The organism is Candidatus Neomarinimicrobiota bacterium, assembly GCA_041154365.1.
Taxonomy (GTDB): domain Bacteria; phylum Fidelibacterota; class Fidelibacteria; order Fidelibacterales; family Fidelibacteraceae; genus Fidelibacter; species Fidelibacter multiformis.
Genome location: AP035449.1, coordinates 2,081,957 through 2,106,696, shown reverse-complemented (window position 1 = coordinate 2,106,696; position 24,740 = coordinate 2,081,957). Strand labels below are relative to the sequence as shown.

Sequence of the window (24,740 nt, the reverse complement as noted above, 5' to 3'; positions counted from 1 at the left end):
AGAAAAACGACCTAAAGAGATAGGATTATGAAAAAGAATACTTGGCTTCGATTATCGGTCTTCCTGATCTTTGTTCTCCTCTTTCCATTTATGCTGCATGCCGCAAATACAGGCAAAATATTTGGAAAGGTAACTGATGAAAAAACGGGGAAGCCTTTAATCGGAGCCAATGTTCTGATTGAAAATACGAGCCTTGGGAGTTCCACAGATCAAAATGGCCAGTTTGTGATTCTGAATGTCCACCCCGGGACCTATACGCTTATCATTTCTTATATGGGTTATACAACTGTTGCCGAGACAGGTGTTGAGGTTCGCGTGGATAATACAACCTGGATTGAAACAGAACTCTCACCGGCGGTGATTGAGGGGACCACAGTGACGGTAACTGCTGATAAGCCCCTGATTGACAAGTCAACAACTGGCAGTAAGCAGGTTGCTTCCAGTGAAGATTTTGCCAAGGAGCCGATCAATTCAGTTGAAGAAGTTTTAGAAACCCAGGCCGGTATTTTCCAGGGTACTTACCGGGGAGATTCCCAGGTTCAAATGGTTTACATGCTTAATGATATCAGTGTTAACAGCGGACTTTTTTCTGATAATTTTACCGGATTTAATTTGTCTGCCATTCAGGAAATTTCTGTGATGACCGGTGGCTATAGTGCCGAATATGGAGAGGCCCGGGCTGCCGTGGTGAATGTGGTGGAAAAGATGACAACCGGTCCGATTAAAGGGACAGTACAACTGCGTATGAGACCTGCCGGTAAATACCATTTTGGGCGGAATATGTACAGCAAAGAGAATTTCGATTATACATCGTTCAACCTGGAATACTGGACTGCCCAGACTGAGAATCCTTCAAGTAAATTTTATGGTCAAAATCCTGACACGCTGTTGCACAACTGGCGCCAGCAGACGACACCGGATCCGGTTCAGGGGGATTATGCCGAAAGACCTGAATACAGTGTTGAAGGGACTTTATACGGCGGATTAAATAAAAATGTAAGTTTTCTCCTCTCAGGGAGGTATAAAAGAGGTGTAAGCATTTATCCTCAGGGAATCAGTTACAATCCGGAGCATAACCTTCAGGGATACCTCAATTTTCATCTCTCCTCCAATATTCAGTTGAGAATTGGTGGATTTTTCGGTGGTTACGAAAGCGCTGAATCCATGGGGACCAATTTTGATTCCTGGGAAGGAGCACAAGAACATCAATGGCTGGGGCAGACAACAGTTACCACACCTTATTCCAACAGCAAATACAATCCGATGGGAATTATTTATGATCATTATCCGGAGTTAAGAAAATGGTATCAGGCGTATGCCCGTCTGACACATACCCTGAATGATAAATCCTATTACCGGATTGTTGCCAGTTATCTTTACGATAATATGGATCGGTCTGATCGTTATGGTGTGACCAGCGACAGCCTGTGGTCACGCCGTGATGATACCTTTATTATGGGTAGCCGTTTTTATAAACAGGGATATTTCCATGCCTGGGACAAGAACAGATCCGTTGTAAAACAGCTGGATTTCGACTACACCAATCAATTCCTGACGAACCAGCAGTTGAAATTCGGGTTGGGAATCCGACAGTTTAATTTTGATGTGGAACATTTCATGGCATCCTATGAAGGGGGTGGACGCTGGAATCTGTTAAATGTTTTTGATGGAGAGCCCTATGAAGGTCACGCTTTTATCCAAAATCTGATTGAATATCCCGGAATTATCCTGAATGCCGGATTCAGATTGGATTTCTTTGATCAAAACCGTGAAGCCTCTGCGAATATGTTTGATCCTTTGGCCATGCAACCTTCCACACCCGGTCACAATCCGGATCATCCCCTGGGAATTCCCGGTGATCCTGAAACAGTCCAAACCGAACTCCAGTGGCGTGTAGCGCCGCGACTCGGAATTTCACACCCTGTCAGTGACCGGTCAATTCTCCGTTTTTCCTATGGCCATTTCTATCAACGGCCTTCCTGGTCTAAAATGTTTGGATTTCCCTTTGTGAATTATACAGAGGATATGTCTACCGCCCTTGATCCCTTTGCTTCAAATGATACACTCCTGCAGGAAACCTATATGGAAGAATGGCAGGGTTTTTATGGGAATCCAAAGCTTGGTTATGAACGGAGTATCCAGTATGAAGTGAGTATGGATTATGCTTTTGAGCAGGGATTTATTGTGAAAATTACGGGTTATTATAAGGATACGGATAACGAAGCATCTGTTGTTACCGGTTTGTATGCCAAAGACTATACGGCAACAAAAGCTTTTATGGTGAGTAATGGTGGATATTCAGATACCCGGGGAATGGAACTTAAATTGGATTCACGCCTTCAGAGTGTTGTAAACTTTGGTGTGAGTTATGATGTCTATTGGAATTTCTATGGTGAAGTAGGGTTTACACGCCTGAATGAACCGGGCTCTGATTTTATAGATCTTCCCATCGGTCAGAATTCATCAAAGGGTAACTGGAGCGGTTTTCAGAAAATCAAAGGATGGCTTAGCCTGGATTTTCCCAAAGATTGGGGCCCATCCATGCTGAACGTGAAACCCTTGAGCGATATGCATATTTATACCTATCTCTGGTGGAGAAGCGGAGATCCATATACCTATCATCCCCCCGGAGATCTGTCCACCCGCGAAAACAACCGCCACTGGTTCAATATCTATCAGATCAATCTGAATGTGGCCAAGGGATTTCATATTGGGAATACCCGACTGGAAATCAGTGCGGATATCCGGAATGTCTTTAACCGGAAATTTTTGGCTCGTCTTTATGGTGATGACCTGAAATACTACCACGAAAACAGTCATTTACCCCTGGAAGACCGGCTTCCCAAGAACAGCTATTCCAAAGAACCCAATGTGTGGCACTGGTATACATACGAGGTTCCGCCACGCCAGGTATACCTTGAACTGAAATTTGATTTTTAATGAGTGAAACCGTGAATCATTACACATCATATCCGGGAAAAAACATGAATAAAATGTATCCACTCAGATCTTCCAAATCTTATAAACTCTCCATTATTTTCCTGCTGGCCCTGTTTGTTTTGGGTGCAGGAACGCTGAAAGCCCAGGTCAGTTGGACCAAGCAGACACTTAAACGGGGAAAATTATGGGCCACGGTATGGAATTCCCTCCAATACGGTGATCCTACAGAACCTGTGAATGCATATCATACTCTGGATTATCCGGGATATTCAAAAGGAACGGATATTAGTGATGTGTTGAATTATGCCGGAGCCGTAGGATATGCGATTTATGGTAAAAGAAATAATCTGGAACATGCCTATTCCCTTGATTCACGGTATTTCCCGTCCGGTGAAGATGTCTTTGCGATTGAAGAGGCCCTTTTAACAAAAAATTATAATCTGAAGGATATGCAAACCCCGGGAGAAGAAATTGTAACCGGTGCCCACCACCTGTATAATCTTGCCGTCGATATCCGGCGGACAAGCCGGGTCTGGAGCTATCCAGAATACGATGATTTTATTATTCATGAGGTTGAAATCACAAATAAACGGTTTTCCAATATCACGGATCTCTATTTCGGCATGCGTTACAGTCTGTATATGACTATTCGTTCAGGAACACAAGGGGACGAAAAATATGGATGGGATGAAGAAAATAAACTCTTTTATTTTTACGATCACCGGAGTTTTAACTGGGAAGATGAAACGCCCATTGAATTCAATTTTGGTGTAGGTCCGGAAAGAGGTGATATTGGGGATGCAAGAGATATTGATGAGCCCAATTCCATGGAACATGAGCTTGATGCCCCGGGGTATTTTACGGCAATTGTCCTGGATTCAGCCGGGGGGAATATCTATCAGAATATTCTGGAATATGGTTCAAAGAGCGGGGAAACGGGAGCTCCAGTGGAAGACAGAATTTTTATACATACGGTCGATGAACCGGCTCGATTTAAAACCGTCATGACCCATCAGCAACCCCGGATGTCCTGGGATGAAGCACGGGCGGCTGGCGGCGAAGGCGGGAATAAATATGAAAGAAGTCCGATCTACCTCGTAAGTGTCGGCCCTTTTTCCCTTGCACCCTATGAAACAGTAAAAATTGTCTATGCTGAAGTGATGGGTGAAATGGACCGGGAAAAAATTGTGGAAGGAGGGGTAGAGAATATTGATCTCATGGCCACTGCTTCCAGAGATTCCATGTTGAAAAATGTAAAAGCTGCCAAACAATTGTATCAGCAAAACCTCATTCCTCCCAAGCATCCTCCCATGACACCCACAAATGGAGAAAACAGTCTGACACTTACACCTGAAAAAGGGTTTATTCGTGTAGAATGGCCACCTATACCTGATTCATATAAAGATCCGGTAACAGGTGTGAATGATTTTGCCGGATACAGGGTGTACCGGTCTACCTACTTTACCATTGGCCCCTGGGAATTAATTGCTGATATCCCCAAAGATTCAGTAAACGTTGTGAATGGTTATGTCCAATTTGAAGATCATGGGATTTCCGGGGCGGTTGGTGTTTATTATACAGTGACAAGTTATGACTTCGATGGGAATGAAAGCGGAAAAGTGAATAATAACCGCTTTCCCGTCTATCCGTTCATTGCCGATAATGAAAATTTTCCTAAAGATGTCTACGTAGTTCCAAATCCCTTTAAACAACACAGCGGCCTGACGGGACAGGGTGAACGATACCGGATTGATTTTATCGGATTGCCGGGTAAAGCAAGGATTAAAATATATACGATGGCCGGTGATTTGATTAAAACGATTCATCATGATGATGGCAGTGGGTCTGCAGCCTGGGGTAGTGTTACCAATCTGGACTATCAATTGACAGATTGGGCGCTCACTGTTGCACCGGGGGTGTATGTCTACCTGGTGGAATCCCTGGTCGCGGGACATTCAGGTGAAACCTATATCGGTAAATTTGCAATTATTAAATGAGAAACAGGTAATATTCATGTCACATCAAACACAATACAAGTATCTGATATCAGGATTACTACTCGGTGCTTTGATACTTTTCCCTTCTATGCTGAAAGCACAATCTGGAATCGAACCTACTGAAATCAACAGGGTAGGCCAGTCAGGGTGGCAGTTTCTCAAGATTAATGGGGATCCAAAACAGGCTGCCCTTGGCGGATCCATGATGGCAACTCACTTTCCGGGACCCAATGTCCTTTTTGGGAGTCCTGCAATGCTTACCCTTGTGGAAGGGACAAATGTTCAATTTAATTCACAAAACTGGATAGCCGATATCCAACACCACTCTATGGCTTTTTCACAGGCTTTTAATAGAATCGGGACCTTTGCCCTGAGTCTTGTTGTGTTGGACTATGGAGATATTCCTGAAACCATCCATATGCCACTTCAAGGGGGTGGGACAGCTCCTGTTGTTACAGGGAATATGTTTACAGCCAAGGATATGGCGGTAGGACTTTCTTTCGCCAGAAGTATTACCGCACAGCTCTCTCTTGGGGGAACAGTCCGCTATATCAATGAGACCATTGCAGCGACGGGTATGTCCAATTGGGCTGTAGATTTTTCCACCTTCTATTACACGGGTTTCAGATCCTTGCGGATGTCTATTGCTGCGCGCAATTTTGGACCGGACACACATCTTGTGGGTTATAATGAAGAACTTCAATCTGAACCGGTGGATGTCCGAATGCCTCTTGAATTGAGGGCAGGTGTGGCTTATGATATCCTGGAAAATGATGAAGATCCCCATCTTTTAACGGTGATGTCAGAAGGAAAAGTTTCCAGTGATGGGCCGGAAAAGGTCCATCTGGGTGCTGAATACATGTTTCACAATATGTTGAGTTTCCGAATGGGTTATAAGTTTAACTACGACGAAGAAGGAATAACACTGGGCGCGGGAATAAATTTTCCAATAGGTCATCAGCAATATTCTTTAAATTACGCCTATCTTGATTTTGGTAATCTTACAAACGTACAGATGCTCTCCCTGGGATGGACAATAATAACGGATAAATGATGGGAATTCAATGACAAATAAAATTGTTGTGGTCGGCAGTTATAATGTAGATATCACCCTGCAAACAGAGCGATTTCCGGAAGCCGGAGAAACAGTTTTAGGAAAGAGTATCACTTTTTCCCATGGAGGAAAAGGAGCAAACCAGGCTGTTGCCGCAGCAAGGGCCGGTGCCAATGTGTCTTTTATTGCCCGGGTTGGGGATGACGATTATGGCCGTAAAGCTGTGGAGGACCTGAAAAAAGAGCAGATCAATACGGACGGGATTATTTGGGATTCCAGTGCTCCTACAGGCATGGCATCAATTACGGTGAATGACCAGGGTGAAAATTGTATCGTAGCTGTTTCCGGTGCCAATGCCCATTTATCATCCCAGGATATTGACCAACATAAAAATCTGATTCACGCTGCCGATGTGCTTCTTATTCAACTTGAAACACCGTTACCGACCATAGAAAAAGCGATTCAGATTGCACATGAAAAAAAAGTGTGTGTGATCCTGGATCCGGCACCGGCACAGAAAATAAAACCTGAAATTTTAAGTATGGTTTCTCTGATTACTCCCAATAAGGGAGAAACTGAATTACTCACAGGGCGAAAAATATCTGATGAAAACTCGTTAAAAAAAGCAGCCAATCATCTTTTGTCCATGGGGATAAAGGTGGTTATTATTACGCTGGGTAAAGAAGGTATCTATTTGGCTACTCATGAAGAACATAAAAAAATACCGGCCTGCCAGGTTCGTACGATCGATAGTACCGGGGCAGGGGACGTATTCAACGGTGTTTTGGCTGCCCGGTATTTGCCGGACAAATCGCATCTTGTGAAAACTGCTGTCTATGCTGTGGCTGCTTCGTCTCTTTCGGTGACGAAAAAAGGGGCTCAAACCGCCATCCCTATGTCTTGTGAGATTGATCAATTTATGGAAGAATCAATTCGTAAAAATGTGTTGCCGGATGTCTCGTAAATTCGGAATAGAATGGATATGAAAACACAAATCTCTGCAATGACCCCTTAAGCCAATAAAATGATCTTGGGGACACATCCCAAAACAGAAAAATTTTTAGATTGTGATACATGAATTACAATAACGGACAACAACCCATCACTCTGAACAGGAATATGCAACAATTGCAACTCCTCCTGCCCATTCTTTTGCCGGTCCTTCTTATTTCTATTATTCCTCTTGTCCGTGGGATTTATATCGGTTTTACAAATTATGAACTGGGTGCTTCACCCACATTTACCGGACTTGAAAATTACCGTATCATGTTGCATGACCGTTTCCTGTGGCGATCTATCGGGGTAGGGTTTATATGGACAATAACTGTGACGGTTCTTCAGATTACCCTGGGCATGGGACTTGCTTTGTTACTGAATAAGAATCTGGTGCTGACGCCTCTGTATAGCGTCCTGATGCTTGTGCCCTGGGCTATGCCACCCATTGTCAGAGGACTCATGTGGCGACAAATTTATGAACCGGATACGGGTGCCTTGAACCTGATTCTTTCCCAACTGAATGTGATTGAAGCCCCCATAAACTGGCTGACAAGTTTTGAATTTGCCATCCCGGCGATTATTGTTGCAGGAGTGTGGGGTGAACTTCCCAAAGCAGCCCTTTTCTTTCTGGCCGGACTAAAAACGATTCCCGAAGAACTCTATGAAGCCGCAAACCTTGACGGGGCCGGGAAGGTTCGTGTCTTTACTCATATAACCCTTCCTATGTTAAAACCTGTCATTGCGGCGGTTGTCTCCCTATCCTTTATGTGGAATTTTAATGCATTCGGCCTTGTCTGGGTGTTGACCCAGGGCGGACCGGGAGGACTCACCCGCCTTCCCATGCTGGCAGCCTATGAAGAAGCATTTCGCTATGGATATATCGGTTATGCAGCAGCCATCGGAAATGTGATGGTTCTGATTATTTCTGTCGTTCTTTTCTTCTACCTGCGGGTACAATTGAAGGAACGAATTTCATGACCTGTCTTTTTAAAAAAAACCAGCCGGATCAAACGGATTTTCCCAAACAAGAGTCTTCATATAACCTGAAAAAATTTCTGGGACATGGAGTACTTCATCTGATCATTATCCTTTATCTTATCTATCTGATCTTTCCGTTGATATGGATGGTTTCCACCTCTCTGAAGCCAACATCTGAAATCTACTCCGGTATTCCATCACTTGTTCCCCGGCATGCCACTCTTATCCACTATTTTACGGTTTTAACAGAGGAACGGCTTTTGCGTACTATTGCCAACAGCCTTTTTGTGGGTGTGATCACTGCCTTTGCCGTTGTCGCCATTACCTTGCCTGCCGCCTATGCATTGGTACGGTATAAAACAAAAATCAACAATGTAGTCCTGGGCTGGATTTTAACCTCCCAGATTTTTCCGGCGATTCTGCTTATTATTCCCCTCTATATGATTCTCCGTCCCCTCAACCTGGTGGATTCTCTGGGTGGCCTGATCCTGGTGTATGTGGTGTGGGATATTCCCTTTGTTCTCTGGATGTTACAAGGATACGTCAAAGAAATTCCTCTTGAGCTGGAAGAAGCAGCGACCATTGACGGTGCGACACGGGGACAGATTCTTTACCGGATTATTTTCCCTCTTCTGCTGCCGGCGATTGGGGCAGCAACTCTTTTTGCCTTTATTACAGCCTGGAATGAGTTTTTCTTTGCACTGGTTCTTATGAAAACACCTGACCTGATGACCCTTCCGGTAGAACTTGCACGGTTTACGGGCATTGAAGGACAGGCAAGAACCGGTCCCCTGGCAGCAGCAAGTTTTATTGCAACCATTCCTTCGATTGTGTTTTTTATGATGATTCGTAAATGGTTCTCTTCCGGTGCCTTATATGGAGCGGTAAAGGGATAATATGAATAGATTATGGCAATATATCATGGCCTATAAAGGGTTTATTCTTGCAGCTGTCCTCTCCCTGATGATTATTGGTTTTTATCTGTGGGGAAGATATGCCGGTGTTTCCCGGAATTCAGAGGCAGAGGATCGTACCATTACATTTTTAACCCTGGCATGGCAGGATGAAGCCATTGATGCCGTTCGGGACATAGTAAATCAATGGAATTCACAGCACCCCAAACAACCGGTTGAACTGATTCAGGGGACGTGGAATTCAGTCCATGATTACCTGATTACAGGTTTTGAAACAGGGGATGTCCCTGATATTTTCCATTACGAATCGGCTGTGATTGTAGATTTTGCCCTGAGAGATTATCTTGCAGATTTAAATCCATTCCTTGGAAATGAATTAAAAAAAGATGTGATGGATGTCGCCTGGACCTCTGTAACCCGCTCTGATGGACGGATTGTAGGTGTGCCCTTTATTGCCGAATCCTTTATCGTTCTTTATAACAAAAAAATGTTTGAAGAAGCCGGTATTCATCCCCCGGATTTCGACCTTCCCTGGACCTGGAAAGATTTACAAAATGCTGCAAAAAAATTGACGCTCGACCGGGATAATGATGGGTCAACCGATCAGTGGGGTACAGCGATGGGACTTCGATCCTGTGCAAATCTCATTATGAATCACAGCATTGCTTTTGGTGGGTCTTACTTTTATAAAGATGAAAATGGACATATCTTTACACGTGTTGACGAAGAAGAAAAGGCATTACTTCAGATTATTCTGGATTTGCTTTATGAAGATAAAACCATGACTCCATCAAGTCTGGGGCAGTCCAGTTCAGGACTCATTCCCGGGTTCATTGCCGGACGTTATGCGATGTTAGTGGGGGTGGGTTCATGGGCTCGTCAGCAGGTGGTTGAAAACGCCGATGATTCTTTCGAATGGGGGGTGATGCCGCCTATTAAAGCAAAAACACAAAAAGCCGGATTGAATACACAAACTTTCAGCATTCCCAAATCCTGTCAAAAGATTGAGGATGTGATTCCTTTTTTGGAATTTTTGGTAAGTCGTGAAAATATGACTCAGCTGGCATTGGCAGACTGGATGATGCCCACCCGGGAATCCTGTCTGGAAAGCCCGGTTTTCAATACGGTAAACGATGGGTGGAAAGTCGTGACCAGTTCAGCACAATATCTCTCCACAGGCCCGTGGGTCGGATTACCAGGGTATACGGAATGGAAACTTAGAGTGGCTAACCCGGTCTTTCAGGAACTCTTTTCTGACCGGATTACAGTGCAGGAAGCCGCTCAACGGATTGAAAGAGAAAGTCAGTCGGTTTTTATGCGATATCACATGCGGGACATGCAATGGTGAACTCAAATCATCACATATTTTATCGCCGTATTTCCGGCACTCTATTCGGACTTGCTGCCGGAGATGCCCTGGGAGCTTTGACAGAAGGAATGGACCCCCATGCCATTGAAAAGAAATATGGCTATATCACCGGCTTTCAATCAGATAAACAAACCGGTACCGACGATACAGAATTTGCTCTTTTCTATATCGATTTACTGGAAAAATATGGTTTAAATATTACGGCTGATATTATTGCACGTCATTGGCTTGAAGATATTTATCATTCATCGGAAACTTATAAAGGAGCTGGTTTCAGTGAGGCGATGACTCTCAGGAATTTGAAACAGGGCCTTATCCCACCGGACTCCGGACAACACCTTCACAGCTGGAGCGACGGGCTGGCCATGTGTGCTGCACCTTTTGGATGTGCATTCCCCGGCAAACCTGATAAAGCAGCAGAACTGGCCTCTGTCTTCGGTTGTGTCAGTCACTCAGGTGAAGGAATTTACGGAGGGATGGCCGTAGCCGCTGCTGTTTCGTCAGCAATGGCCGGATCAACGATAGATGAAATCATTCAGAGTTCCTGCAGATTTATTCCCGGAGATTCCTGGGTTGCAAACGCCATTCTCACAGCTGCTGATATTGCACAATCTGCAAAAAATGTTCAATCGGCTATATACCCCCTTTACACCTCGTTGGTTTGTGACGCATATCCATGGCCGGATCTTGCACCGGAAGCAGTGGGACTGGCTTTCGGACTCTTCGTCGCGTCGGGAGGAGATTTTGAAAAGGCTGTATTGGGAGCCGTGAATATGGGCAGGGATTCGGATACTATTGCCGCCATTTCCGGGGCTTTATGCGGCTCATGGGGGGGGATTCATATGATCCCGCCACGACTTTTAGCCAATATATACGCTGTTCCCGGACATTGTATCCGGAAAATGAAAGGAAAAACAATCCTTTCTGCTGTTGAAAAGTTGGTGAAACTCATGCATGATACAGGGAATGAATATGCCTGAAACAATTCAAGAAAAAGTGTTTGCAGCACTTGCAGGCTTTGCTGTGGGAGAAGCCTTAAGCTGGACAACACCCTTTAACCGCAGCCAACTTATGCCAGAATGGTTACATCGCATCCGTTCAGATATGGAGAAAGAAAGATATCATACACATATCACAAGCATTCCTGTCCCCTTTTCATTAAATCAAAATCCCGGATATCTCTGTCCCGGACCAGCAGATCTTACAGAATGGATGGCCTGGAGTGGATCCCAGCTGTTAAAATATGGTGGTGTTTTTAATGCTTCAATGTTGGAATCGGCCTGGAAACCACTGGTGGATCAATCGGAACACATTCACAGCAGGATTAGTATTCATGCGGCCCTTAAAAATATGATAAAAGGATTCACGGCTCCTGAATCGGGACACTTCAATCCACATTATTTCGATGATGCCGTGCTTCCCAGGGCTTTAATCATTGGTATTGTTCATGCAAAAGAACCGAATACTGCATCAGCCCAGGCATCCCTGGACGCATCGTTTACCCATTATGACGAAGGGGTGTACAGTGCACAGGCACTGGCAACCGGAATGAGTTATGCCTTTAATAACCAGGATATGTATCACATCTTTGATTCTGTTAAGATGGAAATACCTTCGGAGACCCTCACCTGTAAATCTGTGTGTAAAGCCTTTGACTGTGTCCCCCGTGCAGAAGCAAGTCCGGCAAAACTGGCCTTTCTTCTTTCCCGGGAGGTGTGCTCTCCGGAATATAGTTACGGGAATATTGCCCATGAAATTCTGGGATGTGCATTGGCGATTGTTCACCTGACAAAGGGTGATTTTGATCAGACACTTGCCACTGCAGCTCTGTTACCAAGATTGGGGGCAGGACTCATGGCCGTTTCCGGGTCCATGGCTGCCATGATGACCGGACTTCCTGGTACAGTATGGCTGGATAAGGCATTTTTGACGCTCCGGGGTGATTTTGTGCCATCGGTAAAAGGACTCTCATTGATTTACCTGGCGGAAGAACTGGCAAAAATCATGATAAAGCGAAATAAATGAATATGAAAATCCGTTATCTTGATCCATTGGAAAGATTGGAATATGAACTTCGGCAACTACACGAAGAAGGGTGGGATATGACCGGGCATCAACTGACATATCAGAAACTCGTTGCCGATAACGATGATCATATCCAGGAAAAAGCTTTTAAAATCCTGAAAGAGATGTATCATCACTATACTCCTTTGAGGGGAAAAAAGTTGGATTTGTATCGATCACAGGGTATCAGTTCCTCTCAGCCGGAACAGGATGGAATGCAATCTGCAGCAGGATTGCAAAAGAGTAATGAATTATATGACAAAATATTGGGAGGATGGACCGGACGGGCTGCCGGATGTCTTTTAGGTAAACCGGTGGAAAAATATAGCCGGCAGATTATCCGTGAAATCCTGGAATCGAATCATACCTGGCCCTTAAACCACTATTTTACAGCGAAAGGAATGCCGGAGAGTGTTTTACAAAAATATCCCTGGAAGCAACGGGGTGGTTTTGAAAGCCTGAGAGAAAATATTGTATGTATGCCGGAAGACGATGATTTGAACTATACCATGCTTAATTTATATGTCACAGAAAAATACGGGAAAAATTTTACATCTGAAAATGTGGGGGAATCCTGGCTTCAAATGTTGCCTGTGTATGAAACGTTTACTGCAGAACGTGTGGCTTATTATAATCTTCTCAGTGGTGTGTCACCCCCGGAATCAGGACACTATCTCAATCCGTTCCGAGAATGGATCGGAGCCCAGATACGGGCAGATCTCTGGGGGTATATCAATCCTGGAAATCCGGATAAAGCCGCGGAAATGGCTTATCGGGATGCGTGTATCTCCCATACAGGGAATGGTCTCTTTGCAGAAATGTTTTTTGCTTCAATCATAGCAGCAGCTTTTGTGGAAAAATCACCTGAAAAACTTATTCAGATTGGATTGTCGCGGATTCCTGAACAATCACGCCTGAGTCAGGCGATTCAGTATACACTCAAGATGGTCAAACCTGAACAGGACTGGGAAACAATTGTGGATGCATTGGTTGCAGAATTTGGGAAATATCACTGGGTCCACTCAATCAATAATGCATCATTGACAGTTGCCGCTATCCTCTACGGTCAGGGTGATTATGAAAAAACGATCTGCCATGCTGTGATGGGAGGTTGGGATACAGATTGCAATGGGGCCACTGCCGGGTCTGTTGTAGGTGTAATGCAAGGATACTCAGCATTACCGGACAAGTGGATCAGGCCCCTGAATAACCGTATCCGTTCCGGTGTAAAGGGATTTGACAAGATATCCTTTACAGAATTGGCACAACGAACACTCAATGTCACAATTAAAACCTCCGTGAAAAATAAAAAAATGGAAAAAATGACATATCAGGATGATTTTTAAATACAAAGAGAGTGATAAGGATGAAAAAAAACACGAAAACAATTGATTATCAGGATAAAGCAGCCGGTTGTCTGATTGGTTTGGCTACAGGAGACGCTTTTGGGGATGCTGCCCGGGATCCGGAAAATCAATTTCTATATGGCATTACCATGGATTTTCCTGAAAAAGAAACCGGGAGTACGGATGATACGGAATTTGCCCTGTTAACAGCAGAAATCCTGATTCGGACCGGGGGTAAACCTGCTCCCGAAGATGTCTTAGCTGCCTGGAAAGAGCATGTTGTTGTCCAGGATGAACTCCGGCGGGGTGGCGCCAGTGAACGTGAAGCAGCCGCCAATATCAGAAAAGGAATCATAGCCCCCGATTCAGGTCGGTTTAATGCCTTTTCCTATACCGATGGGGCTGCAATGCGGGCAGCGCCAGCCGGGATTGTGGCTGCAGGGAATATAAAACGGGCGATGGAGTTGGCACGAATAGACGCGGAAATCAGCCACGACAGGGATGGCATTTGGGGTGCCCAGGCTGTTGCCGCCGCGGTAGCTGTTGCCATGGAATCAGGGACACTGGATGAAATTCTGCATGCTGCCTTCCAATGTGCACCGCCTGACAGTTGGTTTTATCACTCTTTGAAACGTTGTTTTGATCTTCTGGATCACTATGACAACAAGCTTGAAAAAGCGTGGATGCCCTTGCACCAAATACTCCGGTGTGAAAATAAAGCGGCTGTTCCGGAAGCCGTGACGTCTGCTTTAGCCATTTTCAGGCTGACAGATGGAAACTTTGAAAAGGGAATTCTTTACAGCGGAAATTTTGGCCGGGATTCCGATACGATTGGGGCTGTGGTTGGGGCTATATCCGGTGCCTTACATGGGTTGAAAGCAATTCCCCGGGACTGGGTGGATAAGGTCCGTAAACCAAGCGGTACATGTTTAAACTTTACCCGTGGAAAAGATCTGATCCAGATGGCGACAGATTTGGCAAAACTCATTTGAAAAACAATAAGATGAGTGATAAAAATCCTATAAAAAAATGAATAAAATACTCATAAGAATACTTTTGGGACTGATTCTCTGCTCTGCATTTCTACAGGGTGGTACAAGTCTGACTGATACACTAAGCTCCTCTGTTTTGGGTCAGAATTGGTATGTGCGAATCTTTCTTCCCGATTCATTCGATCCTGACACAAATACGTATCCTGCCTTTTTTCTGTTGCATGGAAGCGGAGGTGATGAACAAGCCTGGGATCCCATCATTCACCTGCTGGATTCTTTGATACGGGAAAAGGAAATTGCTCCCTGTATTGCTGTGGCACCTGCATCGGGGACATCCTGGTGGGTGGATGGATCGAATCCCTGGGAAACAGCCTTTATTAAAGAATTAATCCCCTATGTGACCCGGAAATACCATCTGACAGATCATCGGGACGGACGTTGTGTGGCCGGTTTTTCCATGGGGGGATATGGAGCATTGCGATACGGGCTCAGATATCCGGAACTTTTTAGCAGTGCCATACTTTTGAGTCCTGCTATTTACAACGGACTGCCACCCAAAAAATCTTCTGCCCGTTCAAGCGGTGCCTTCGGAAACCCTTTTCAAGCCGCTTTGTGGAATGACCGGAATTATCCGGCCATCCTTCAGGATTATTTGAAACAAGAAAATCAGGTGTTCTTTTTTATCAGTGCCGGAGACGATGACTGGAACCATCCGGAAGGGTTTCATTACAATATCGAACAACAGGTGGTTCTGCTTTATGGATTGCTAAACAAAAAGAATAACAATCCTGCCGAATTACGAATTGTGAACGGTGGACACAACTGGAATGTGTGGAAACCTCTGTTCGTGGAAGGCCTGAAAAGTATCCGCCACCATTCCCCTTACTTTTCCTTTAACAATCAATACTCCAACCCCTTTTAAAAGGTTTGTGATGATGAATTCTGTTTGTCTGAAAAATATTGTCAAATCCTACACAAAAGATAAAATTGTCATCCATAACTTCAATGTGGAGATTCAGGAAGGTGAATTTGTGGTCCTTGTAGGGCCGTCCGGTTGCGGAAAATCCACTCTGTTACGGATTATTGCCGGACTTGAAACAGTGACCTCAGGAGACATATATATTCATGGACAATATATGAATCATGTATCCCCAAAAGACCGGGATATTGCCATGGTTTTTCAGAATTATGCCCTGTATCCCCACATGAATGTATATAATAACCTGGCATTTGGTTTGAAATTGCGAAAAGTACCGAAAGCACAGATTGAAAAACAAGTCCATTGGGCCGCCGGCATGTTGGAAATTTCCGAATTGCTGCACCGAAAACCCAAAGAACTTTCAGGTGGTCAAAGACAACGGGTTGCCCTGGGACGCGCTCTGGTTCGTAATCCGAAAGTCTTTCTCTTTGATGAACCCCTTTCCAATCTGGATGCCAAACTTCGTGTCCAGATGCGGACCCAGATAAAAAAACTCCATCACGAACTTAAAACAACCATGATTTATGTAACCCATGATCAGGTGGAAGCCATGACGATGGGAGATCGTATCATGATATTGCACGATGGTATTACACAACAAGTGGGAAATCCCATGGAAGTATATCAATCACCCAATAATATGTTTGTGGGGAGCTTTATCGGATCACCGGCCATGAATTTCATTGAGGGAAAACTGGTTCGTCATGAAACCTTTGTGGGAGATGGGATTTCGCTGAATGTAAAAAACCGACCCGAACTGAATAAGCTGAAAACAGACACTTTGTATTTGGGAATCCGTCCGGAGGATATTCTGGTAGGGAAAGGTGAGATTTTGGCAAATCTGGAAATCACTGAACCTCTGGGTAATGAATCGATCCTAAATTTTAAAATCGGATCACAACAACTCATCGCCCGGGATACGTCCGGACAGATTTACGAACCGGATACCCGGATCCCGATTACTTTTAAACCGGATCGGATCTTGTTCTTTGATAAAAAAACGGGTGTTAGAATATGCTGATCAATAGATATTAGGAAAAAATATGCTTCAACAGGCAAAATACCACATGTGTCGTTTTATATGTCATCTGAATACTGTGTGCAGATTGATTTTTGTATGTCTTGTGTTCATCACAGTTACCCATGGGGAAATTCTCCCAGAATATCACACCCTGGAAACAGATTATGTGAAACCTGTCTCACTGGATTATTTTCTGTATACCCCACCTGATTATCATCCCCGCCAAGGGTATCCCCTCTTACTTTTTCTGACAGGAGAAGAATTTTCAAACAATTCGGAAGGACTCCGTCAGATCGGTCCGCCATCCATGGTGGAGGCCGGGATGTCCTTTAATTACTTTATTGCTGCTCCGGTTTTATCCGATAGCGCCCTATGGGATACTCAGACACTGATGGCACTGATTGATCATATCGCATCGAATTACCACCTGGAACCCGCCCATTATTGGGTGACCGGTTATGGAGACCAGGGCGGTTGGGGAGCATGGGAACTGGGCCTGGAAAACCCCGGAGTTTTTGAAAAGATTTCAGTAGCCGGATCGCCTGCCGGGACTCAGATCTGGGGTGTTCATGAATCCTCAATCCGAATCTATCATGGCCGGCAGGATACTCTTGTGCCTGTAGAGGATGCGGAAGTGATGTATTCGGAACTGAATTGGGACAATACGGATGTGGAACTGATTATTTTTGAGGATTTGGGTCACGAAATTCGTGATACGGTGTATCAGGATCTTTCTTTTTATCAATGGTTAAGTGAAAATACTCCACAGATGGGAACAGGGAAACCCGTACCTAAATCCCTGACCTTTTCAACGACTATCACACGATCTTTTAATGAAAATTATTTACTTTATTTGCCGGAGAATTATGATAGAAGTGATTTCGATTGGCCAATGATGATCTTTCTTCACGGAGCAGGAAATGCCATCTGGAATATTGAAGATATCCGGGAAGCAGAACCTCCGTCAATGTTTGAACAGGATATCTATTCAGATTATATCTTGCTATGTCCTCAACTTCACGATGATGTACACTGGGACGTGGATCGCCTTGATGCCATCACGCAACAAGTCCTTGAAAATTACCGTATTGATGAGCATCGCCTGTACATTACCGGATTAAGTCGTGGCGGATTTGGTACCTGGGAATATGCAGTCACCTATCCCAATCGTTTTGCTGCTGTGATTCCGATTTCTGCCAGGGATGTGGCTGCTGTTGAAAGACTTCGTAATACTCCTGTATGGATATTTCACGGGGATTTGGATGACGGCGTTCCCTGGCAGGGTGCTCAGTTTATGTATCATCGCTTAAGAAATGTCTCAGATAAGGTGCAGTTTACATTATATAGTAATGTGGGTCATTGGGCCTGGCAACCAGCTTATCATTCGGAAGATTTGTGGCAGTGGATATTTTCACAGGTAAACGAACGGGCAACCGGTGTTTCAAAAAATCGAAATCCCTCAGCATTTGATTTGAAATCAAATTATCCCAATCCCTTTAATCCTATGACTACCATTCCTTTCTCCTTATCCAGGCAAAAGCATGTCACACTGACTGTTTTCAATGTCCAGGGAAATACAATTCGAAAATGGGACTGGGCCGATTTGCCTGCAGGAAAACACTCTGTTATATGGGATGGAACGAACCAGATAGGTCAAGGCGTTCCAACAGGCATCTATGTTTATCGTTTATCGGCAGGTGAGGAATCAAAATCAGGGAAAATGATATTTATAAAATAGAAATATAATTATAATCCTATTTGTTCAACTAACATTTCCTGGCTTATTTAATATTCTACCCCCTACCCATTAAATCAGTCTCCTTGGTGGGATTCAGGTGTGACTCCACATGTCATTAAAAATCTCCGCCTATTTTTTCAATCGTCTCATGCGTCCCGTCGCAATAGGGCGGGTGTTTTGTGTGTTTGCATCCGCACAGTGCAGCTTTTTCAGATTTTTCCGCTTTAAAAGAAACAGGTTTGATACCGGTCCCTTCGTGGGATCCATCGCAAAAAGGCTGATCCTTGCTCCGGCCGCATGCACACCATAAATAACGTTTCCCTTCTTTCAGTTCCACTTCGTAGGGACCGATTTGGGCGATTTTTGGTTTCATCATGATCTCCTTTATGAGTTAAGAGTTGAGAGTGGAGAGTATTGAGTTGGAGTGGTGAGTTGAGAGTCGGAGCTGTGGTCAATGTTTCAATCTTGTATGTTGAATATGAAATATTAAGTCTGAAATCAACACGTGTATCAAAGTACATGAAAAGATGTGGGAATATCAATGGTTTTCCTGCAGATGAGTCTATCGGGATTCCTTAAGTCGTGAGAAATTCATGGCTTTGGACTTTTCATTTGGACAGATTTTCGATATACTTTTACCAAAGAAAATAAATGCCTGCAATAGCCGGAGGATTCCCATGATGAAACGATTTTTATGGATAATCCCTTTTGTTCTCTTTAGTCTTTCCCTTTTTGGAAAGGATATGATCGAACTGGTGGAAAGCATTCCCGTAGAAACCACCCTGGATAATCCCGATATCCGGAATACGACCGAGGTGTGGATTGACATGATTGACGGCGCGGAACGGTCTCTGGATTTCGGGGAGTTTTATATCTCTCATAAGGAGGGCGAAGCACTGGAACCGGTCCTGGATGCGGTGTTCCGTGCTGCAGACCGGGGTGTTAACGTCCGGTTTATTGTGGATGGGAACATGTACAAAACATATCCGGAAACCGCGGATTTACTGGATGAGCATACCAATATCAGGGTCCATATTTACGATCTGAACAAAATCACAGGCGGGGTGCTGCATGCCAAGTATTTTATTGTGGACGGGAAGGAACTCTTCCTCGGATCCCAGAATTTCGACTGGCGGGCACTGAAACACATTCATGAATTGGGAATCCGTCTTTCCCACGAGAAAATCGTCGCTTTTTATCAGGAAATTTTCAATCTGGACTGGAAACTTTCGGATGAAAATGCACACGTTGAAAATATGATATGGACACTGGAAAAGAGAGACGAACTGGCAAAATTTGAAGTGTCATCGGAAAAATACGGAGAGATGACAATCATTCCCACCGCCAGTAATCCATCTATCATCTTTCATCGACCGAACTGGGATGAAACACAGATGATCCGGCTAATTGATTCGGCAAAAGAATCTCTGCGCCTTCAGTTTCTGGGTTATTCGCCCTTATCCCGGGGAGAATTGTACGAATCCTTGGATTTTGCCCTCCGCCGGGCGGCGGCAAGAGGTGTCAAGGTGGAGATGATCCTGTCCGACTGGAATTTCTATTCCCCACGGATCGAGTACATCAAATCACTCCATGCCATCCCCAATGTAGAAATTAAATTTTCGACCATTCCCGACGCAAGTGAAGGGTATATCGGATTCGCACGGGTGGAACACTGCAAATTCATCGTGGCCGATCATAAAGCATTCTGGCTGGGGACATCCAATGCTTCAAAAAGCTATTTTCACAGGGGGAGGAATCTGGGTATTGTGATCGAAAATGAAAAGATCTCCAACCGGGTGTCGGAGATCTTTTCCAAAAGCTGGGATTCGGATTATTGTCATCGGGTAGATTTGTGTAAAGAGTACAAACGGAAAGAAACGTCGGAATAATCCGATTATTCCCTGGATTTCCCTTCTTCCAGCTCTTTAATGCGGCTGTTGATAGATTCGAGATCCTTTTTTAAGGCATCTGCTTCCTCTTTTAACAGCCGGGCCTCATCTTTGGGATTTATGGACGGTTCAGGTGCAACGGGTGGAAGGTTCTCATAATCATAACCGCCCCGAAAACGGTTTCTCCAGCCGAATCCTCCACCGAAACCCCGGCCGAACCCTCGTCCAAAGCCCCGGCCAAGGCCCCATCCGCGTGGTGTTCCTTTGGTATAACCCGGACTGCTGTATCCACGGCAATATCCCAATCCTCTGCCGCTCATGGGACCATATCCTTCAGGTCCTGTTCTGTCTCCTCTTGGCATTGTATACCTCCTTTGTTTATGTTTTATTCACGTCCATGACGATGTCGGTGCCCGTACGGCGGATATTCCCTCTTGGATAGTGACTCATCATCACATTCCGGACAAATATCCCGGCTTATGCGTGTTGCCGTACCGGTCCAGGGCTGTCCGCATCGGACACACAAATGGCGATCTGTTCCAGCCGGATTCATGCGGATCATTTTCCGGTGTATCAGGGCATCTGCAACTTTCTGATGAGCCCGATTGAGGATGTTCCCGAAAGTCTGCCGGGATATGCCCATCTTTTCCGCCGCTTCACTCTGATACAATCCTTCGAAATCTGCCAGGCGGATAGCTTCCAACTCATCGGCTTCAAGATGCACTGCCTCAAGTGTCGTCATGCCCCTTCCCCGGGGCTTGAAAACCTCTTCTTCGTAGCGCCCGTAGATCCATCTGTTTTTTACCGGCCTGGGCATCATCCCCCCGTTATTGGCATATGCTAATTATAATTTAGGGATTTTCTGGGAGAAATCAAGAGAAAACTCTCGCAGAGTTTGCGGGGACGAAGACACAAGGTAACGAAGGAAAGATAGTTGGATGATTACGGTGTTAATTTTCAATGAAACCGGGAAAATCCTCCCTTTAAGAGGGGATTTAGGGATGTGTAAGCTGTATAAATTTGTTTAAGGTTGTATGCTTTCATTCTTCCACCTTTCGAAGGAATAAGTGTGCTTTCGTATACTCGTCACTTCCGCATTTCTTCTAACTTTATGGAATACCTGAGATTTTATGAGATTTATATCTTTTATCTGGATTTACTCGGGAACAGGTGTGTTACAGATTAAAAAAATAATTATCCGGTTTACAATTTTAACTATGGACAGAATAGATTAGAATCCGGTGAGCTTTTCTGGCCATGGGGAACAGATGGGCGATTTTATAGATCAGGCGCGTTATCATATCCAGATGCTGAATTTCCTCATTGGAAGTCAACCAGATTACTTTTTCCCATCGAATGTGCGGATCCCATGTTGTTAAATGGTCCGGATCATCAATCCCCCATTGGATAGATGCGCCGGTTTTTTTAAGGGAGGGATGCCGGCTAATCCGTTTCGCCGTATAGGTGCTGAAAGCATCAAAAATCAGGGTATAAGGGCCAATGCTTTCTTTTAACGCCCGGAGTAATGTTTTGATTTCCGCTTCCCTGAGATACATAAACAATCCCTCGGCAATCACAAGATAATCATCATATCCCGTGGGTATGGACTCAATCCATGATTTATCTGTCACTGAAGAAGGAATTAAATGATAGGTTTCAGATTCGGAATAGAATTTTTTACGAAGAGAGATCACCTCTTCAAAATCTAAATCGAACCATTGAACATGTGTCTGTTGAATTCTGTCATACCGGCTGTCCAGTCCGCACCCTAAATGAATAACGACGGTATGTCCGGACTTATCAAGAAAATTTCGGACATAATTGTCGAAAAGTTTGGCCCTCAGACACATCATGGTGTTTGTTTTTTCTGGGATATTTAGTGACTTGAAATCCAGGTCAATCCTGCCAATAATTTCTTCGGCTTTTGGATCTTTAAGTATGGGTGATTTTTTTTGGCTTTCTCTTGCCTTCCCGTACAAAGGGATCCATAACGTTTCTTTTTCTTTGTCCAGGGATATCATAATGAAGCTCCCATGTATCAAGACATCTATTTTTTTGCATAGTATTTTTTGTAATGCTTCACAATTTTTCCAAATTGCTTTTCTTTTTTCCGCTTTTCAGCCACGCTGGATTCAAAATGAGCTTTTTCCCGTTTTAATTTCAGATAGTTTTCATAGGCTTTTTCGTCAATGTCACCCTTTTCCAGGGCTTCCAGGACGGCACAGCCCGTTTCATGGATATGGGTGCAGTCTTTAAACTTACATGTTTGGGCATAACTGACAATCCTGTCAAAGGTGGTTTCCAATCCACTGCCGGTATCCGCAATGCCCACTTCCCGCATACCGGGATTATCGATGATGATGCCGCCATTATCCAGAAAAAACATTTCCCGGTGACTGGTGGTGTGTTTCCCTTTCCGGGTGCTGTCGCTGATGGTGTTGGTTTTCATGATGGTTTTTCCGGACAGGTGGTTCAGTAAGGTGGATTTTCCCACGCCTGAGGATCCCAACAAACAATAGGTTTTGCCTTTTTCTATTTTTTCCAGGAGAAGATCATACCCTTCCTCTGTTTCGTTGCTGACTGCCAGAACCGGTACGTTTTCTATACGTTGTTGGATTTCTTCTATGAGTCCGGTCAGCCGGTTTTCAGGGATCAGATCTGTTTTAGTCAGGAGGATGACGGGACTGACTTTTGATGAATGACAGAGTGTCAGGTACCGTTCCAGCCGGTTTATATTAAAATCGCGGTCTACAGCCTGAACAATAAAGGCAACATCGATATTGGCGGCTATCACCTGCACTTCCCCTGTCTGGGATACTGCCTGCCGTTTGATGACGGAATGGCGGGGGAGGACCTTATGAATAATGGCAAAGTCCGGATCAAGGACCATCAGTTCCACCCAGTCACCCACTGCCGGAAAATCCTCCCGGCCTGTGGCGGTATATCGCAAATTTCCTGTAATTTCAGCCGGATATTCACCGCTAACTGTCCGAACGGTATATCGCTCCTTGTATTCGGCAATTACCCGGCCCACTTCGAAATCGCCAGAAATACCGTCTTTGTTGATTGTTTCTAAATGGTTGTTATAACCCAGGTCTTCTAAATTCATATCGGTTTATCCTCTCTTGAGGATGTCCTTGTTTTTCCGGCTGTGTCACGATTTGCATGAAAACGCACTTTTATCTCCGTCTCTTCGATACTCCATTTTAACATGTATTGTAGATATTTCTCAATATTTAAATTATACTTAATTCTAATTTTCTTGATGAATATTTTTTAGGGATTACCTTGACGGTATCGAGTATTCTCTTAAAAATACGATCATTTTTTGTTAAACTCTAATCAGGAGGATTTTTGGGTGCTCATCATTAAACTGTATACATTGTGATTATATTTTATGTTCACCCGTATAGAAAGAATTCTATCGATACAGGAATCACCGGGTTTTCTGTATACGGTACGTAAAATCTGGCATCCCGAATGGTTTCAGGGCTATTATAATAAAAAGACATATTTCGAAGGGTGGTATTTTAAAATTGTATCGCAGGATGGTAAACACCGGTATGCAATAATCCCCGGTATTACCACGGGGAAAGACGCCCATGCTTTTATACAAATTATTAACGGAAACAACGGTAACACGGTTTATCATCGATTTTTGATTGAAGATTTCAAATATTCAACAAAAGATTTTGAAATTTCCATCGGTTATCAATATTTCAGTCGGGACCGGCTGCATGTTGATGTGGGAAAAGGAGAGGAATATTTTTATGCACATCTGGACTTTCAGCATTCGGTGAGATATCCGGTAAAATTTCATTCTCCCGGCATCATGGGGTGGTACCGCTTTGTCCCGTTTATGGAATGTTTTCACGGCGTTGTAAGTATGCATCACACGGTTCAAGGAGTGGTCAAAACTGTAAATGATGTAATATCCATTCAAGGCGGCAGGGGGTATATTGAAAAAGATTGGGGCTTAAGTATGCCCAAAGCCTGGGTTTGGATGCAGACAAACAGCTTTCAGCATCATCCAAAGGCTTCTTTTATGCTGTCTGTCGCTCACATCCCGTGGCTGGGGAGTTCTTTTACCGGATTTCTGGGATTTTTGTATGATGAACCCCATTTGTATTCCTTTGCCACATATCTCGGGGCAAGAATAAGCGATCTGAGTCTGTCCCCCAATACCCTTCATATTGTGATTGATGCAAAAACCTTTTCAGTTCATATCGAAGGGACAAAAGGCACATCCGGCGCGCTCAGGGCACCGCAGACCGGGGATATGACCCGGATTATTCATGAGAGCATCGATGCATCCCTCAGGGTGACGGTAAAAGACAAAGAAAACAAGATTCTTTTTAAAGACAGCACCCACATCGCCGGACTTGAGCTGGTGGGGGATCCAAATCATTTAAAGCCTTAGCAGTGGGCGCGGAAAGGTATAGTAATTTTGTAAAGATAGAGAA

21 protein-coding genes are annotated in these 24,740 nt (G+C 44.3%); 16 read left to right on the top strand and 5 right to left on the bottom strand.

Features of this window, described 5'->3' with window-relative positions; translation table 11 throughout:
• Positions 1–27: 27 nt before the first annotated feature.
• The 14 genes from strainIA91_RS08990 to strainIA91_RS08925 all read left to right on the top strand — a co-directional run bounded on the left by strainIA91_RS08990 (position 28) and on the right by strainIA91_RS08925 (position 18,388).
• Entirely contained in the window at positions 28–2,940 is a 2,913-nt protein-coding gene (locus tag strainIA91_RS08990; RefSeq protein ID WP_400166447.1) for a carboxypeptidase-like regulatory domain-containing protein, read from the top strand.
• Positions 2,941–2,984: 44 nt separating this feature from the next.
• Positions 2,985–4,937 carry a hypothetical protein gene (locus strainIA91_RS08985; RefSeq protein ID WP_400166446.1) on the top strand — a complete coding sequence of 651 codons (1,953 nt, stop codon included), beginning with the start codon at positions 2,985–2,987 and terminating at the stop codon, positions 4,935–4,937.
• A 16-nt stretch (positions 4,938–4,953) separates the two neighbouring features.
• The gene (locus tag strainIA91_RS08980; RefSeq protein ID WP_400166445.1) at positions 4,954–5,991 is read left to right on the top strand and encodes a PorV/PorQ family protein; all 1,038 of its coding nucleotides are present in this window, start codon (positions 4,954–4,956) and stop codon (positions 5,989–5,991) included.
• 10 nt (positions 5,992–6,001) lie between these two features.
• Positions 6,002–6,955 carry a ribokinase gene (gene rbsK, locus strainIA91_RS08975; RefSeq protein WP_400166444.1) on the top strand — a complete coding sequence of 318 codons (954 nt, stop codon included), beginning with the start codon at positions 6,002–6,004 and terminating at the stop codon, positions 6,953–6,955.
• A gap of 110 nt (positions 6,956–7,065) precedes the next feature.
• The gene (locus strainIA91_RS08970) at positions 7,066–7,965 is read left to right on the top strand and encodes a carbohydrate ABC transporter permease (RefSeq protein ID WP_400166443.1); all 900 of its coding nucleotides are present in this window, start codon (positions 7,066–7,068) and stop codon (positions 7,963–7,965) included.
• Positions 7,962–8,861 carry a carbohydrate ABC transporter permease gene (locus strainIA91_RS08965; protein WP_400166442.1) on the top strand — a complete coding sequence of 300 codons (900 nt, stop codon included), beginning with the start codon at positions 7,962–7,964 and terminating at the stop codon, positions 8,859–8,861. Before strainIA91_RS08970 ends, strainIA91_RS08965 begins: the two co-directional genes overlap by 4 nt.
• A 1-nt stretch (position 8,862) precedes the next feature.
• Entirely contained in the window at positions 8,863–10,227 is a 1,365-nt protein-coding gene (locus strainIA91_RS08960) for an ABC transporter substrate-binding protein (protein ID WP_400166441.1), read from the top strand.
• Complete coding sequence (locus tag strainIA91_RS08955) at positions 10,221–11,228, top strand: ADP-ribosylglycohydrolase family protein (protein ID WP_400166440.1); 1,008 nt, start codon at positions 10,221–10,223, stop codon at positions 11,226–11,228. The genes strainIA91_RS08960 and strainIA91_RS08955 overlap by 7 nt, the downstream gene beginning before the upstream one ends.
• On the top strand, positions 11,221–12,273 hold the full coding sequence (locus strainIA91_RS08950) for an ADP-ribosylglycohydrolase family protein (RefSeq protein WP_400166439.1): 1,053 nt from the start codon (positions 11,221–11,223) through the stop codon (positions 12,271–12,273). The genes strainIA91_RS08955 and strainIA91_RS08950 overlap by 8 nt, the downstream gene beginning before the upstream one ends.
• Positions 12,274–12,275: 2 nt before the next feature.
• Positions 12,276–13,658, top strand: coding sequence for an ADP-ribosylglycohydrolase family protein (locus strainIA91_RS08945; RefSeq protein WP_400166438.1), 1,383 nt, complete (start codon positions 12,276–12,278; stop codon positions 13,656–13,658).
• Between the two features lie 20 nt (positions 13,659–13,678).
• Complete coding sequence (locus strainIA91_RS08940; protein ID WP_400166437.1) at positions 13,679–14,650, top strand: ADP-ribosylglycohydrolase family protein; 972 nt, start codon at positions 13,679–13,681, stop codon at positions 14,648–14,650.
• Positions 14,651–14,687: 37 nt separating this feature from the next.
• Entirely contained in the window at positions 14,688–15,572 is an 885-nt protein-coding gene (locus strainIA91_RS08935; RefSeq protein ID WP_400166436.1) for an alpha/beta hydrolase, read from the top strand.
• Positions 15,573–15,585: 13 nt separating this feature from the next.
• Entirely contained in the window at positions 15,586–16,650 is a 1,065-nt protein-coding gene (locus strainIA91_RS08930; RefSeq protein ID WP_400168253.1) for an ABC transporter ATP-binding protein, read from the top strand.
• Positions 16,651–16,672: 22 nt separating this feature from the next.
• A complete protein-coding gene (locus tag strainIA91_RS08925) occupies positions 16,673–18,388 on the top strand; it encodes a prolyl oligopeptidase family serine peptidase (RefSeq protein WP_400166435.1) in 1,716 nt (571 codons plus the stop codon).
• A gap of 115 nt (positions 18,389–18,503) precedes the next feature.
• Here the strand turns inward: strainIA91_RS08925 and strainIA91_RS08920 are convergent, their stop codons facing one another.
• Complete coding sequence (locus strainIA91_RS08920; protein ID WP_400166434.1) at positions 18,504–18,764, bottom strand: CDGSH iron-sulfur domain-containing protein; 261 nt, start codon at positions 18,762–18,764, stop codon at positions 18,504–18,506.
• A gap of 301 nt (positions 18,765–19,065) precedes the next feature.
• Here strainIA91_RS08920 and strainIA91_RS08915 point away from each other — a divergent pair, with 301 nt between their 5' ends.
• The gene (locus strainIA91_RS08915) at positions 19,066–20,277 is read left to right on the top strand and encodes a phospholipase D-like domain-containing protein (RefSeq protein ID WP_400166433.1); all 1,212 of its coding nucleotides are present in this window, start codon (positions 19,066–19,068) and stop codon (positions 20,275–20,277) included.
• 5 nt (positions 20,278–20,282) lie between these two features.
• On the opposite strand, the gene strainIA91_RS08910 is transcribed toward strainIA91_RS08915, so the two are convergent.
• The 4 genes from strainIA91_RS08910 to rsgA all read right to left on the bottom strand — a co-directional run bounded on the left by strainIA91_RS08910 (position 20,283) and on the right by rsgA (position 23,386).
• Positions 20,283–20,639, bottom strand: a complete 357-nt coding sequence (locus strainIA91_RS08910; RefSeq protein WP_400166432.1) for a DUF5320 domain-containing protein — start codon at positions 20,637–20,639, stop codon at positions 20,283–20,285.
• 23 nt (positions 20,640–20,662) lie between these two features.
• Positions 20,663–21,094 carry a DUF134 domain-containing protein gene (locus strainIA91_RS08905; RefSeq protein ID WP_400166431.1) on the bottom strand — a complete coding sequence of 144 codons (432 nt, stop codon included), beginning with the start codon at positions 21,092–21,094 and terminating at the stop codon, positions 20,663–20,665.
• A 394-nt stretch (positions 21,095–21,488) separates the two neighbouring features.
• A complete protein-coding gene (locus tag strainIA91_RS08900; protein ID WP_400166430.1) occupies positions 21,489–22,298 on the bottom strand; it encodes a class I SAM-dependent methyltransferase in 810 nt (269 codons plus the stop codon).
• Positions 22,299–22,324: 26 nt separating this feature from the next.
• Positions 22,325–23,386, bottom strand: coding sequence for a ribosome small subunit-dependent GTPase A (rsgA, locus tag strainIA91_RS08895; RefSeq protein ID WP_400166429.1), 1,062 nt, complete (start codon positions 23,384–23,386; stop codon positions 22,325–22,327).
• Between the two features lie 288 nt (positions 23,387–23,674).
• On the opposite strand from rsgA, the gene strainIA91_RS08890 reads away from it, so the two are divergent.
• Positions 23,675–24,697 carry a tocopherol cyclase family protein gene (locus tag strainIA91_RS08890; protein ID WP_400166428.1) on the top strand — a complete coding sequence of 341 codons (1,023 nt, stop codon included), beginning with the start codon at positions 23,675–23,677 and terminating at the stop codon, positions 24,695–24,697.
• The last annotated feature ends 43 nt before the right edge of the window (positions 24,698–24,740 follow it).